The sequence below is a fragment of the Altericroceibacterium xinjiangense genome (assembly GCF_003958635.1).
GTDB classification, from domain to species: domain Bacteria; phylum Pseudomonadota; class Alphaproteobacteria; order Sphingomonadales; family Sphingomonadaceae; genus Altericroceibacterium_A; species Altericroceibacterium_A xinjiangense.
Genome location: NZ_RSEK01000014.1, coordinates 1 through 14,925, shown reverse-complemented (window position 1 = coordinate 14,925; position 14,925 = coordinate 1). Strand labels below are relative to the sequence as shown.

General features: G+C 63.8%; 9 protein-coding genes and 2 pseudogenes. All 11 read right to left on the bottom strand.

Features of this window, described 5'->3' with window-relative positions; genetic code table 11:
- Positions 1–214 precede the first annotated feature (214 nt).
- Complete coding sequence (locus ELY13_RS12800) at positions 215–3,400, bottom strand: DUF6298 domain-containing protein (RefSeq protein ID WP_126174312.1); 3,186 nt, start codon at positions 3,398–3,400, stop codon at positions 215–217.
- Entirely contained in the window at positions 3,397–4,785 is a 1,389-nt protein-coding gene (locus ELY13_RS12795) for a DUF4861 family protein (RefSeq protein WP_126174311.1), read from the bottom strand. Before ELY13_RS12795 ends, ELY13_RS12800 begins: the two co-directional genes overlap by 4 nt.
- Before the next feature lie 5 nt (positions 4,786–4,790).
- Positions 4,791–6,380, bottom strand: coding sequence for a pectate lyase (locus ELY13_RS12790; protein ID WP_126174310.1), 1,590 nt, complete (start codon positions 6,378–6,380; stop codon positions 4,791–4,793).
- A 46-nt stretch (positions 6,381–6,426) separates the two neighbouring features.
- Positions 6,427–7,158: a LamG domain-containing protein gene (locus ELY13_RS12785; RefSeq protein WP_206436064.1), complete on the bottom strand. Its 732-nt coding sequence runs from the start codon at positions 7,156–7,158 to the stop codon at positions 6,427–6,429.
- The gene (locus tag ELY13_RS12780) at positions 7,155–8,690 is read right to left on the bottom strand and encodes a family 43 glycosylhydrolase (protein ID WP_126174331.1); all 1,536 of its coding nucleotides are present in this window, start codon (positions 8,688–8,690) and stop codon (positions 7,155–7,157) included. Before ELY13_RS12780 ends, ELY13_RS12785 begins: the two co-directional genes overlap by 4 nt.
- A 386-nt stretch (positions 8,691–9,076) precedes the next feature.
- Entirely contained in the window at positions 9,077–9,631 is a 555-nt protein-coding gene (locus tag ELY13_RS12775; protein WP_206436063.1) for an RES family NAD+ phosphorylase, read from the bottom strand.
- Positions 9,632–9,933: 302 nt separating this feature from the next.
- Entirely contained in the window at positions 9,934–11,202 is a 1,269-nt protein-coding gene (locus tag ELY13_RS12770) for a surface lipoprotein assembly modifier (protein WP_126174309.1), read from the bottom strand.
- A gap of 68 nt (positions 11,203–11,270) precedes the next feature.
- Positions 11,271–12,503 carry a HupA family protein gene (locus tag ELY13_RS12765; protein ID WP_126174308.1) on the bottom strand — a complete coding sequence of 411 codons (1,233 nt, stop codon included), beginning with the start codon at positions 12,501–12,503 and terminating at the stop codon, positions 11,271–11,273.
- 778 nt (positions 12,504–13,281) lie between these two features.
- A complete protein-coding gene (locus ELY13_RS15205) occupies positions 13,282–13,833 on the bottom strand; it encodes a hypothetical protein (RefSeq protein WP_206436062.1) in 552 nt (183 codons plus the stop codon).
- Between the two features lie 118 nt (positions 13,834–13,951).
- Positions 13,952–14,149, bottom strand: a pseudogene (locus ELY13_RS15790) (transposase); the annotation flags it as partial.
- A gap of 75 nt (positions 14,150–14,224) precedes the next feature.
- Positions 14,225–14,757: pseudogene (locus tag ELY13_RS15700) on the bottom strand (DDE-type integrase/transposase/recombinase); the annotation flags it as partial.
- Between the last annotated feature and the right edge of the window lie 168 nt (positions 14,758–14,925).

The window sequence follows — 14,925 nt, the reverse complement described above, 5'->3', positions numbered from 1 at the left end:
CGGTGCAGCCTGGGCCGGTGCCGTGCTGACGAGAAGAACGGCGGCGGCAGTAAACGCCGAGCGCAATACCTTTATCATCTGTCATCAATCCTGTTTGCAAAAGCCTGCCCGACATCGGCCGGCGCGATGGAACGGCACAGGTTGCAGGGGGCCAGAGAAAGTAGCGGAAGCCAGTCGAAACGGGCCTCCTGTGAAAATCCCGGGGCTGAATGCATCAGCATTTGCTCCCCAATTCTTGGTGAACTTGCACAACCAGGCACTCTGACACCGGCGTGAGCCAGGCGGCCCAAGGCGCCCGCACGCCCGGCGGTGGCAGGAGCGCCGCTCCGCTGTTCCACTGGCTCACGATCTCCTCCCCAACAGCCGGTATCCAGCGCAGCTGAAACCGTCCCTGGACCTGCGCCGGGTCGAGTTCCGGGACACCCCCAGTGGTGGAATAGACCAGCCAGACGCCCGACCGGGGATGACGGGATGCCCACGCGCTCTCCGCTCCTGCGAGCACCGCATTGGTCGGCTCCAGCCCCGCGCGCATCGCGGCGGGCACTGCGCGTTCCACGGCTGCCGTCAGCCGCGGGAAGTGGTCCTGCGGCGTAAGTTGCACGAGTCGCGGATGGCGGTCTCGATATTCGCGCCAAGCGCGGTATCGCATCGCTTCCGTCGACCGCCAGAGGTCGCTGCGCATCGCCTGGTATTCTGGCGTCGCGCTCAAGGCTTCGGGGTCGGCGGGCAGTTCCGGATGCCGCGCACGAAGCGCAGCGATATCCTGCGGACGGACGATCGCACCGAACTGCTGGCGCGGCGCCAGATCCACGTCGCCGTCGACGGCAAACAGCGAGGCGTCGGGCCGATAGACCCAGTGATGCACATCCATGGCGCTGATCAGCGGTGCACGAACCGGATCGGCGAGGATGGCATCGAGCTGGTCCTTCGGCACCTCGAGACTGACGAACGGCTGCTCCCCATGCTCGCCTGACCATTCGGCGATCGTGTCGAGCCAGAAGTTCACGAAGCTGATCGGCCCGGTATATTCGCGGTCGATGCCGTAGACGACATTGCTGCTGCCGCGCAGCTGGTCGAGAGAATGACGGATGTAGCGCCGATGGAGATCGCGGCGGACCGGGTCCGACACGTCGTAGAACGCGCTCGCCGCGGGCACTTCGTCAGGCATGCCGGTCGGTTGCACCGTGTTCACCGGGCGCCACGGAAAGTCGGCGTAGTGTGACCGGCTCTCCAGAAGGTTATGCTGGAAGTAGAAGTTGTAATAGAGGATGCGCCCGCGCTCATCCGCCAGCCGCGCGAACTCATCTACGCGATCGAAGAACCATGGATTGAAGCGTGTCAGATCGTACTTGCTCAAGCCGTCCCAGGCGCGCCCCTCCCCGCTGCGGCTCCATGGCTGTTCCAGCAGAGGCCCCCAGACCTCGCCCGAGCGGCGCTCGGCCGAACCGTCATAGTCATGGTTCACCCGCCGGCGGTCATACCAGAGCCCGTAGTGGTGGGTGAACGCTTCACCGAAGGACATGCCGTCGACCACGTCCTCCAGTTCATCGGTCAGGCCGGGTCCGATGCGGCCGGGGGCGAAGCGGGTAATTGCCGGGCCGAAGCTCTCCGCGAGGGCGGGCGGCATCTGGCCCTGAAACCAGGCGAAGCTTCGCTGGCCCGCCCAGGCTGGCCGATCGCCGATCATGAAGCGCCCGTCCTCGATCCTGAGCGGCGGCATCGGCTCGCCCGCCGCCGCAGCCAGGCGCTCGCGCCGGTCCGCGATGTGGCGCTGGGTCAGCCGCGGAACGCCCGTCGGATCGACAGGAATGACCGCGGGATCCAGCACCGCCAGCGCCCTAGCCCCGCGGCGCTCCTTAAGTTGGGCGCGATAAAGACTGTCCGGTGCGACGGAAAGCGCCCGGAAGAAATCACGGTACGGCACGGCCCGGGGATCGACCACGATCCCGTCGCCCGATGCTGTTCCCTTGCAACCGGCTGCAATGTTCCAGGCTCCGGGCGGATTCGCCGCCTCGACATCGGTCGCCTCGCAATTCCAGAGCACGGAATTGGCGGCCGTCCATCCGGCTCCCTGCCCACCGGTGCCGCGATCGGTCAGCCGCAGCGCGTTGCCCCCAATCCGAACGCGGTCGAATAGCGAACCGGAAGACCAGCTCTCAAGCGGACCGCTGTCGTCGAGCGATTCCTCCGTCACGCAATCGAGGAACACGTTGGGACCGGCAGCCGCGTGGCCCATGGCCATGTCGTGGGCACCGTGCCGGCTGCGGCAGCGGTTGAACAAGGTCTGCTGGCCGGCGGTATAGAACACCCGGCGCCGGAAACCGCCGATCTCCGACACGGGATCCGCCGCCGACACATCCTGCACGGTGATGCGGCGCGCCTGTGGGCCGATGTTGACGCCATAGCTGGCGAACTGCCGCGCCGTCACGTTTCGCACCCAGGCATCCTCCACCGTATCGAGACTGATGGCGAACCAGGCGTGGTCCTCATCCTTCGGGCGCGTCGGATCGACTTCGGAAACCAGCGCCAGGTTTTCCACTCCCACGTCCGCGATGCGGCCGGGGAAGCGATAGGGAGCGACATACGCGCCGTCAGCCGGTTCCAGTGCCGTAGTGAGCGGTGCGTCCAAGTGCAGGCGATTGTCATCGATACCCGTAATCCGCCGCTCCCACAGAATATCGCGCGTGCCGGGCTGCCAGTGCAGCCGGTTCTCCGGCCGCCAACCTTCGAAGCGGTTCATGCCCAAGCGGTCTATCCACTCCGTGGTCGACGGGCGGTAGACGACAATCGGATCGCCGATGCGCAGGCCGTCGGCGCTCGCAATCGTCAGCGTCAGGCTCCCCACAGGCGCCCGCGCGCTGACGACCGCGGCACGTTTGCCCTGTTCCTCCTGGATCGTGCCCGCACCGCGAACGTCGATCAGCGCGCGCCGATCCTGGCCGGTCGCAATGAGCTGGGTGCCGCCCGGCCCCATGCCCGAGCCACGCAGGACCACCCCGCCGGTGTCGATCTTCAGTTGTCCTTCGATGCGATAGGTCCCGGGCTGCAGAAGCACGACGCCTCGAATGCCGCTCGGGCCGGGCGATCGGGCCGAAACCAGATCGATGGCGGTCTGGATCGCCTCCCGGGCGTCCCCTGTCTGCGGCGGCACCACGATGGTGGCAGCCGGCGTAGGGATTGGCACGCCCCCGCCCGCATAGCCCGCGTGCGAGAAATCGATGATCCGGTCGCCTGACGCAGCCGGTCGGTAGACGAGCCGCTCCTTCGCATCCAGCGTGACGAAAGGATGGGCCGCAGGCGCGGCTTGCTGCGCGAGGGCGGCAGGGGCAAGCAGAAGGGCCGCAAGGCCGAGCGTAACCGTACGCCCCCGACGCCCGGTCTTCTCCGGAGGCGCGGTCATCCGCCCGGGTTCCCGTTGGTCCACATCTGCTGTGAAGCGGCGACAAACTGGACCGGTGCCTCGTATTCGCGTGCGGCGTTCTCGACGTATATCCTGAATGCTTCGGCCGTGGCCGGGCCGGTGCCCTCGCTCCACCCGGCCGCGAGCAGATATTCGAACCCGTTGTGGGCAGTGGGCTTGACCCGCATGATGTGATTGCCGCCGCGCGCGGGGCTGAACACGTAGTCGGGATTGTACTCGTCGCGCACCACCAGCGCCGTACCCGCAAAGTCCACCGCCATGTCCGGCTGCACCGCTTCGACGTCGTCCGGGTTGCGAATGATCTCCGGCGCGGTGGTGATGACCATGCCGTCCTTCTGCACGAACCCGGTCTCGCCGGGACGTTGTCGGATGCCGACGGCGAAGGCGGCCCCGGGGTGCTCCGGCTCGAAGCGCGGGAAGTGGACCTTGGCCGTCGTGTAATCCTGCCCGGCATAGGCCGTGTAGACCTGCTCTACCTCGTACTCGCCCTGCCCGCTGTCCCAGTTCATCGTCCGGACCCGCACGATGCTGCGTAAGGGGCCATTTGCCAGAACCGAGAAGGCGTAGCGCGTATCGCTGACCGGACCGGCGTTGAAATTGTCGCCGCCGGTAGCCTCCGGCGTGAAGCGCGGGCGCGATACAGCCTCAGGCTGGGTCGGATCGTCAAACACGCCGATGCCTCCACCGCCGAAGGAATCCGCCACCGTCATGATGTCCGAGCCAAGCTTCGGATCGATCAGCGAGACGGCGTAACCGTCAAGATTTTCCATGTAGAGCCGGTTCGACATCAGCTGCGGCTGGCGCTTGCCGTAGACGTCGATATCGGTCGGGTACCACAGCTTCCACCCGACGTTCTCGCTTTCCCAAAACGGAACGGTATGGCGCATGTAGCTGCCGATCGCGGCGTGGGTTCGATGCGGGTTCCAACCTCGCTGCTGCGGGCCGAGGTAGGCGTAGACCGTCTTCGTCTCGCCAGGCGCGAAGTCGGCGATGAAGAACAGCTCATCCCAAAGGCCGTCTTCGTCCAGGTCGTCGAACTGGTAATCAAAGGCGCGACCGTTGGCTTCCGCCACGCGGCCATGCGCTCCCTCGGCGGCGCGGGTGCGGATAGATGGTTCGGAGCGCGGCGTCCCGGCCGGATCTACCAGAGTGATCGACAATTCGTGCACGTCGTGCAGCATCGGCAGATCGGATCGGCGGATCACGACAGGGCTTTCCGTACGCGCCTGGCTAAGCGGATTGCGTACCTCGATCGCTATGCGCTGCTCCGGCCGGAACTCGCCTTGCGTGTACCAAGGTCCCTCGGCAGCCACCGCCGCCGAGCCATGCGCCAGCAGAAAGGCTGCAAGAAGGATGCGCCTCATCACGGTTACCTTCCAAGCGCGCGGATAAGCGCGCTCATGTTGTTAATGTATGTGCCTGTCGAAATGCCGGTTACCGGATCATTCGTGACGAAGGGGGAGGTGTCGCGCGGGTCGACCAGCTCGCCATCCGCCGCACGGACCGGCGGCAGGAGGGCAGCCTCTGGATCGGTGCGGTAGGGATGACTGGTGGCACGCAGAGGCGTCGGCCAGTAGCCCTCCGCGTTGAGACTGCCCAGCAGCGCCGCAATGTTGCTGCCGCCTGCGCTGTCACCGATGTTGAGGTCGGAACCGCGCTGCTCATCCACGAGGTAGTACCGCGGCAGGAGGATTCGGTTGTCCGCCAGCAGCGGAGAGCCTTTCGTCGCCTCGGCAACGGGCATTGCCGCAAGCTTGCGGTACTCGTCCCGCAGCTTCTGGAGGTCCAGCTTGCGGTTCACCCAGCTGACCCCGTCACGCGGCTGGTAGACTGTCTCGTTGCGGGCGTCGCCGGTCCAGGTGCCGGTGGTGTTGAGGTAAAGCGCGCGGTCGGTGCCGACCTCTATAAAGGTAGGGTGGGTGAAACCGTTGACCTGCCGTTCGGGCGGCAGTTCCAGCTTTTCAAGCCACGCGATCGCCTCAGGAACACGAGCCAGGTACTTGCTGTCACCGGTCCACCGGTAATACTGCATCAACTGCTGGATGGAGGCGTACGTCGTATGCGTCGCCAGCGACACCGGCTCGGATGTGCGAGCGCCTGCAGGCTCCAGCGCGGGCGTGTACTGGAGCGCCCAGCCCGGCTGCGGCTGTCCCTGCTGCGCGAGCAGCACGACACCCATTCCGCGCCGGACCGCATCGAGCACGCGCTCCTCTCCCAAGCCTTGGTAGACCTGCACCAGGAATTCGACGTTGTTAGCGTTGACCTCGTCATTGAAGGTGATGTTCGCCGTGTAGTCGGGCAAGCCGCCGTTCGAATATTCGCGGTTGATCGGGAAACGCTGCGGCCACCCGCCGATAGGGTACTGCGCATCGAGCACGAACTGGACCGCCCTGTCGAGCGGGGCGCGATACTTGGGATCGCGCCTTTCAAGGTAGAGGCGCAGAAGAAACTTGCCGCTGTCTACCGTGCCGCCATCGTCGAAGGTCGCATTGCCGTAATAGTGGCGGAATTCCTCAAGCCGGCGGCCGTGGACTCCGATCGTTTCGTACCAGTCGCGTGCCGACGCATCGCCGCCGAAATCGATGTGGTAGTTCCATCCGCCGGATGGATGTTGGCCCCAGATCAGCGCGCCGGCGACATCCTCGGCGGCGCGATAATACATCTCGTCACCCGTCGCATGATACGCGTCGAGAAACAGGTGGCCCATTGCCGCAGTCCCCGGATTCTGGATCCAGATCATCGACGGCTTGGCTTCCATTTCGCCCCACCGGCGGGACATGTCGGGCAGATAGGACCAGACATAACCGCCGTTGACCGCCACGCGATCCGTCATGAAGCGGGTGGCGCGCTGCATCGCTTGCAGGATCTGCTCGTCCCCCGCACCCTGCGCAAAGACGGGACCGATTTGCCACGCGAGCGACAGTGCTGCGGCACTTCCCAGCAATTGGCGGCGGTTCATCGATGATCCTTTCCCGTACGAGCGGCTTCGTTTGTCGAAGCTCGCCTCAATCGCTTTTCGGCACTGGTGGCGGCATGAACTGATCGGGCGACAGCGCGGCGGGCGTGAAGCGTGCGGACAGCACTTGCCCGTTGAAATAGTCGCGCCGGTTGATCCGGGTGCCGACGGATGAATAGCCCGGCCCCTGCGGCTTGAACGCGATCTCCGCCTCCGCCTGCAGCTCCCCGTTCACGAAGCTTCGGTAGGTGCGCCCGTCATAGGTCTGTGCCACATGATACCAGCGGCCGACCGGGAACGTCTTCTCGGGTGCCATCAGCGCCTGCGAATAGCCGGGTCCGGACGTGAATGCGTCAAGATACCAGCGGTCTCCCACCACCCGAATTTCAAACAACATCCGCGGTCCGCTTGGCGGAACGGGAGGATAGACACCGACGGGCGCATCGGCGCCTGCTTCCGCAAGATGCATCCAGCGCTGCTCGAAGGCGCCGCCTTCCGGGCGGAAGATGGCCTCCGCAGTGAATTGCCGCGCGCCCGCTAAAGGATGGGTTTCGATGAACAGCGCGTCCTCCTCCCCGTCGAATTGAACGGCAGGGCCGAGGCCGGTGGCGACGACCTGTGGATCGCCCTCCACCCCGACGCGAGCGCCGCCGATGTGCTCAAGATTGTCGAACTGCCAGACTGCGGCGGAAGGTTGCAGCGCTCCTTCCGCCGCAGTCATAGGCGCGCAGCTCGTCGCCAGCAGTGCCGCAAGCGCGGCCCCAGTGCGCAGCCGCTTCACAGCGCGCGAAAGGTAAAGTTTTTGAACCGTGCTTCTCCTGGGCCAGCGGCGTAAAGCCCGGGGCGGAGCATCAGGAAGCCGCCCCGCACGTTGTGGTGATAACCCGATACCTCCATGCCGCGGTCGAAGCGGTGCCACGTCCGCCCCCCATCGTCGCTCGTATCGAAGGTGACGATGTTGCGATCATTGGTGACGCGCATCCGCAGGCTGCGGCCATGCGGATTGGCCGGCCGGCCGCGCTCAATCCCGTATTGATGCGTGACGAAGCGATTTTTGTCGAAGCCGAGGCCGGCATAGAGTTTCTCGTCGTAGAACAGGATCAGCCCCGCCGTGCCGCCGGGCGGAATTTCGATATCGGCTTCGAACACATACGACTGATCGCCGGCGATCAGCAGCAGCGGAGAGGAATTGGACGGCGCCGTGCCGCGGCCTTTCAGGAACAACGTGTTGTCCGCCACCCGCACGCGATCGCGCTCCGTCGGGGAAGGCTTGAAGAAGTTCCACTTGCGGCCAAATTCAAGTTTTTCGAAGCTATCAGACAGCGGCTGCCCGTGCCGCACGGCCGTGCCGCCAGCCGGCTTTGCCATCGGGCTCGACAAATCCCCGCCTGTCATTCGAAACCAGCCGTCATCGGTCCACTCAATCGGATCGAGCAAAGTTTGCCGGCCCAGGGTCCACAACCCGTTCTCATAACCATGGTAGACTGACCACCAGTCGCCGGATGGCCCCTCCACCAAGGTAGCGTGGCCGCGCGACCACCAGTTCTCCGAGAGGTCGGTCGTGCGCACCAGCGGATTGTTCGGCGCATCCTCCCACGGTCCGTGGATCGAGCGGGATCGCGCCGCGATCACCATGTGCCCGGTCGGCGGACCAGCAGTCCCTCCCACGGCAGTTATCAGGTAGTAGTAATCGCCATGATGGGTGATCTTCGGTCCCTCCGGCGAGAAACCCTCCACCACCCAATCGTCCGGATAGCGCCATGGATCGTAGACGTGTTCGACCTGGCCGATGGTGGAGAGCCCGTCCGGTGCCAGCGGCACGCGGTCCCCGCCGGAAAGGAACAGCCAGCGTGACCCGTCTTCGCCCACGGCATGCCCAGGATCGATGTGGTCGGGCAGCTTGAGGTCGATCGGTTCGCTCCAGGGTCCCTCGATGCGGTCCGCCCAGATCACATAACTCGAACGGTAGTCCGCGGTTCGTGCCGGGATGTAGAGAAAGTAGCGCCCATCGTGCTTGACCAGCTCGGGCGCCCAGACTGACCCGATATTCGTTGTCAATGCTGCAGTCAGCGGCTCCCAGTTGACCAGATCGCGCGAGTGCCAGATCACCAGCCCCGGATAGGAGTCGAAGGTCGAGAAGGTCATGTAGTAGTCTTGGCCATCCTTGAGGATGGTCGGATCCGGATGATCCCCCGACACGATTGGATTGAGGTATTGACCGTTGCCTAGATCAGCGATGCGCTGATTGTCATGGCCGCGGCGCCACTGCAGTCCCGGCCCCGCCCCGGCGACCCCCGTCACAGGCGTCGGCATGTCGGCTGGCTGTGCCCCTGCTCGAAAGCGGACGCAGCCGGCAATGGAAGCCGTCAGCGCCGTACCGGCAATCCCGGTGAGCATCGTTCTGCGAGTTAATGCTGGAAAGCGCACATCCTTCTCCCAAGTCCTGCTTACGGAATGACACCGGTGTCGTAAAGCCCGATTAGCGTCCCAACTTTGGAGGAAGTAACCGGTGCTATCACTCGGTTGCGAACCGCTCGCCGTTGGGCGCAATCTCCCTGGGCGAGTGCAAGCCTTGGCTCACAAACCTCTGCTACTCGACCAGAGCGGCCTGAGCTGCCCTGCCGGACCCTGCCGGATCGGCCACAGGGTTCCGGTGGATCAAGCCGGTGCCAGATCTGGCCGCTGTCTGCGCTCCAGGGCTAGATCCGCAACCTATCCTGGTCGTCGGCAACCGCAAGGCGGGCCGGTCCGGCGTCGCCCCAGACCCGGAGGCCGAGGTTGGAATCTCCCTCGCCGGTCCCGCGCGCGAAGCTGCGCACGAGCAGGCCATGATGTCCTTGCGCGATGCAGCCCAATGCGAACTGCTGGGTCGGTGCGATACCGTCCCGCTTCATCAGGTCGCGCCAGGCAGGATCCGCAAGATCGCTCGCCGTCAGCGACAGGCCGGCAAGCGCGTCGGTATCGCGGGTATCGAAGACGTTGTCGATGTCAGCGTCGTAAGCAACAATCGTCGTCGGCTGCAGGCTGCCGGCTCGATTGGCTTCCCGGATCGCGGTGTCGAGCGACAGTGACAGGTAGAGCGCCGGCGCGCCCTTGGGATTGAACCGGCCGCCATACAGCTTGGCTCCCCGACCCGAGAGCGGCTCGCGGGCATAGACCGGGTTCAGCGCCCGGTAGAGCTTCCCCCGGTACTGCACGCGCGATCGGGCGTGCACGCCGGCATCGGCCGCATCGAGGGACTCGAGCAGCCACATCTCAACGTAACGGGCGCGTTTGTATAGCTTGCCTGTAACTGGGAATGGCCGACTGCCGCCAGTCCGGTTTGCGGCTGCGAGCCGAGAAGGCCGCCCATCTTGAGCCGAGAAGCGGCGGATAAGAATCCGGAGACCGCAATACCGGTTCGAACAGTTCTCCCGCAGCTGAGGGGCAAAGCCTCTCCGGCACCACCAGGGGGTTCAGTACCCTTGGGGCGAGATGTTCAAACCGTGCTAGCCGGAGCTCACACAAGTAACACAGAATTACCTGCCGTCATTCGCGCAGATCAAGAAACGGGGCCCTAGAACGCACGCGTTATGCCGAATTCCGTATTGAATCTCCGGTAGTCGTAGAGACCTACGTTGGAAACGTTACGTTCGATCCCCGCTCGCACTGTCGGGGCAAAACCCTGCCATGTGAACTGCCGAAGTGTCGCGCCAGCGGATGCCTGCAACAGCCATTCCCGGCGGGGCTCAAGAAACAGAAACAGGCGCTCATCGCCCGCAGTTCGCCGGGCGCCGACCGTCGCGAACACGGTCGTTCGGCCCGCTTCGCGCCAGCCATAAAGGACGAATCCGCCAGACGTCGTAGCATAGCCGGGGTCCGCCGCGTCTTGTCGGGTGCCGCTAAGAGTGGTCCCAATCCCGCTGCGCTGATCCAGCGCGTATTCCAGCGTTGCAGACAGATCGTAGAGGCCGCCTGATTGCAATCGGTTCTGCTTATAGTCGGCGTACGCGGCACTCCCCGATGCAATGACCTGCATGCGCCGATTGACAGGGCGAATCCAGGTGAGCGTGACAGTGTCGGTCGTCGCGAGAAGGTTGTCCCCGTACCATCGCCAGGTTCGTCCGGCGGACGGCGTCAGGCGATCATTGCCCAGTTGCCATTCAAGCCCCAGAAGCGCCGACCCGGAAATATCGTTGAAAGCACTTTCACGGTAGAACGCACCCCGGCCCGAGACGCGCGGCACGATCGACAGGTCTGGAGCAACGGAGACACGCGCATAGGCTTGGCCCGCCGCCAGCAGCCCGACGCCGGATTGCCCCCTGGCGTCTTCGGACAGGGTCAGCGGGGCGATGATCGTCTCCAGCGTTCGGGCGCTTGTGGCCCGGTTGATGTTCGTGTCCGGCGCCAGACCAACCTGTACCGATCCGCCGAAAGGTCGCCTCGATCGCAGCGAAGCGGCGAATTGGTCGATAAGGGCAGCTGTGTCGGGCGGAAGCTCTGCCGCTTGCGCCTGGCGTAAAGCGCGGCGAGCGCCTCGCTCATCGCCGAGGAGAACGAGCATGCGCGCCAGCTCCAGCCTGACGCGCGTCGCATCGGGCTTGGCGTCGAGTATTGCCCGGTACTCGAGGGCCGCATCCGCCGGGCGACCAAGCGATTCGAGAAGTTGCCCTTTGCGAAATCGCGCTTCGGTGCGGATCTCGATGTCCGGATCGCGGGACAGAGCATTGTAAAGCGTTAGCGGATCGTCGCTTTGTCCCTTCGCCGCGGCCTCGGCTGCCAGGGCAAACAGATCCGTTGCGCGCAGGTTCTCCAGCTGTTGCTGCGCCCGAGCTTCCACCGCCATGCCGAGGCCGGACGTGACGGTGAAGATCGCTGCAATTGCACCTAGCAGTAAGCGTCTTCCACGCACGATCAGCGGGTACCTACGATCGCCCCCGAGCCGATGAGCACGGTCCCCGCGCCAGGGGTGGTCAACGAAAAGACCGCGCCGATCTCCTCTGCTGCTGGCCCGTAGAACCGTCCGTTCAGGCGTCCAGTCGTAGCGTCGACACCGCCGATGTCACTCTCAAAATAGGTTGAACTGCCGGTCACTCCCGCGAAACTGCCGTTGATGAGCGAATAGGTCCCGAGCGCAAAATTCTCGCCGGTGCGCTCATTGGCGGCGACCGGCACGAGCGTGCCTGTAAAGACATTCCCCGCCCAGTCGAACGTGAGCCCTGCCGTCCCGCTAAGAAGGAATCGATCCGCTTTTTCGCCGCTACCGATTGCCGTGCCGTAGAGCACGCCATTGTAAACGCCGGTTCCGGTGCGGGGCAGCGCGGTGAAATGCGACGGGATTCCATATACCCTCGCGGTATCGACAGAGGGTGAGTCCTTGGGCCCTATCGTCTCCAAGGCCAGGTTGGTGTAAGTCAGAGCCAGTTGGTCGTTACTGCCAGAAGAGTTCAACACCCGATAAGTCCGGGGGCCAGCGGTGTCGGGGGATACGTGGTAGGTGGAGAATCGGCTGTCGCTTTCTTCGGTAACGCGGTTCTCCGGCGAAAGCGTGGCAAAGCCAAACTCCATCGTGTCAGTTTCTGGATCAATGACAACGGCAGATGAAGAGTATCCAGGGCTCCGGAGCCGGGCGTCAGAATACGTCCCGTCAGCGTTCCGGGTGTAAGATAGGGCAATCTCTAGCTCCGGCAGAGGAGTCCGCCCGAACAGGTTCTGCAGCGTCTCGAACTTCTCCGCCGCAGTTCCCAACCGACCTGTCAGCGTGCCCGTCATCTGCTTGCCAATACTATCGGTCCCGGAGAATGTCGCGCCGATCTCCTCCGCTGCCGGTCCGTAAAACCTGCCGTCAAGTGAGCCCGAATATTGATAGCCGGAGGTGAGTGTCAGAGAGCCCTGGAATCTGTTGCCGCCGGACGAAATTTGCCCAAAACCAGAAAAATGGCCCACGACCAGAAGACTGTCCTGTTTCGAATCGATCGGCTCCCGCGATAGAGGCAGTCTTGCTATCGTCGCGCCCTTGCCGTTCCAGCTCCATCCGCCGAAGCTGAAGGAGAAAAGGCCGCTACCGTTGAACTGCGCCAAGCCATATTCGGTCTCCTGCAGGCCCGTGACGCCGGTGCTGAAGGTCGCGGTCCCGGTGCGCGGCATCTGGGGTCGTGCTGATGCCGTATGTGAATGCAGTGTAGTCGTTGATCTCGACCCCCTGACCCGCTTCGGTCCTTTGCCAGAGGCCCGCACCGACATAGCGGTAGTTCAGAAAGCCGGCATCCCCAGGCTTGCTCAGCAGAAGCTGGTCCGTAACGCCGTCGGCCGCGCGAGAGTACGCCGACATGCGGTCACTTGTGGCCGTTTGGTCGGCATCGCCGGGCGCAAACGTAGCCGAACCAAGCGGACTTGTTATCGTGTAGCTGTCCGTCGCCGCGTTGTAAGACACGGACAAGCTTGTAGGTCCCGGCGTAGTACTTGTGCCGCCAGGATTGGCCTCGCGTCCCTTCGCCGCGACGGCTTGGAACGTTTCGCTCCGCAGCGGCTCAAGCAAAGAGGTGTTTGCCGTCGGGCTCGGAGCGGGCGTCGGTGCCGGGGACGGGGTGGGCGTTGGGCTCGGAGCCGGCGCTGGTATCGGTGCGGACGCCACCCCTCCGCCTCCACCGCACGCGCAAAGCAGGCAAAGCGCCGAACAAGACGCAAAAAGACTCAGTTTCGACACACTTAAGACCCCCGGTATTCGAAACCATGGCTGGCACGGAAGCAGGCGTGCCACAAGTGCTGGATGAGCACGTTTCGGCCAAAGTGTGGACTGGCGTCAAAGTTCAACCCTGTTAGCGGGTGTGATCGTCGTCCGGATTGACTTCCTCAGTTCAGGGGCGCTGTCAGTCGGATGCGAACTGCTCTCCGTCCGACGGAATCCGCCTGTGCGGGTGCAGCCTCAGCCGACAAGCCTCCGCCACTCGGCCATGGCGGCCAAGCGACGGGTCTTGTAGGTCTGCCTGTAGACGAGGCGGCGTTCGGAGTTGAAGTGGTTAGCGAAAGAGGCGTCGATCGAAGCGAATGCCTGAAGCGACTTCATTCGCCGGAAGCTCAGCATTGCTCGCTCTCGTCGTCGGAACGGCAGGTAGAGGTCTCCATCCACGCAGCCTAGAAAGCGGCCTTGGACTGAGCCTGGTAAACCGAGCAGGCGCGGCCCTGATTCCCGCGGCTTTCGCGCCACTTGATGCGAATTTCGTAGTTTTCGGGTGTTGGTCCGGAGCATTTCCCTGGATTTCAGGCGCAGCTGTCCTGTCATCGTGCGTCGCTCGCGGGAGACGGGGCGGCCCATGTCGTAGGCGATGTTGACCAAGCCGGTCCTGGCCGTCGCTCGTTTGATGACGATTGGGCGGATGAACAGGTCCATGCGGTCTTTCTGCTGGGCGAAGACATGCTCGACCGTCGATCGCACCGCTGATTTGGTCGCGTTGTCCCGGCGGACATGCTCGCGCATCGGCTTGCCCTACGCAGCCATTCCTCACCGGCCTTGAAGCGATAGGAATGTCGGCCCAAGCGTCGGAGCCCCTGTTGTCGTCCTGGCAATTTCGCGCAGGACTGCCCCATCGGGCCAAGATCAGCATCCTGAACGTCATTACCGGATTGTACGGAAGCCTTCCGCCCTTCGAAGCATCCGAATACCCAAGCCTCGCCTCCAGCATCGGGCGGAACGCCTCGATATCGATGATCTTCTGCAGCGTCTCCAGCGGATCGCCGGTCTCGGAGCGTCGTTTCCGATGATCACCTATCGCAAGCAGGCCGGACAGCTTCATCTCGTCCTCCGATTTCCGGAACAGGTGAATCACGTCAGCCCATTACGCGCCAGAGGATAATAGGGGCGTCCAGGTGTGCGAGTTTTCGGCGCGGTTATTCGCCCAGCGGCCGGTCTCCTGTTTGGCCTCACACCCGAGTTCAACCATGGCTGCCTTATAGGAGCGCAGTCCGCCGGTCGTGATTGGCTCCACCTCGCCGTGCCGCTTCAGCGTCTTGCGCGTGTGAACCGCAGGGCCACAGCCTTATCGCGGGTCCAGGTGACATAGCTTTCGCTGACTTCGTCCGGGTAATTGACGGCACGCGAGAGGTGCACGATCTTCCCATTCATCCGAACGTACATTTCGTCCAAGTACCGCTTCCAATGACGAAAGCCGCGCATGCGCGAAACCCGTTGCCGGCGGATGTCGGCCGCAAACATCGGGCCAACCTGTTCCACCACTGCCGCACTGTTTCGCGGCAGACAGCAAATACCGCACTCAGACAGCAGGTCCTCCACGTTCCGCAGTGAAGGCGGAAAGCGAACATACTTCATCACAACCAAGCGGCTCACCTCGGGCGAGGAGTGGAAATACCCGAATAAATTGGCTGGCTTGCAAGGACGCGGCATGGCCTTGCGCACCTCGGTTCGACGGCATGTTGCTATCCGGTGCAGTCCTTCTGACAGTACCCGATTTCGCCGAACAGGTGGAGTGCGATGGAACCCAGCAACACGAACATCCCCCGCCGCGTATGCGTAGGGGGCTTGTTGGTTGTTATGGGCTGTTGGTTGCGGGGG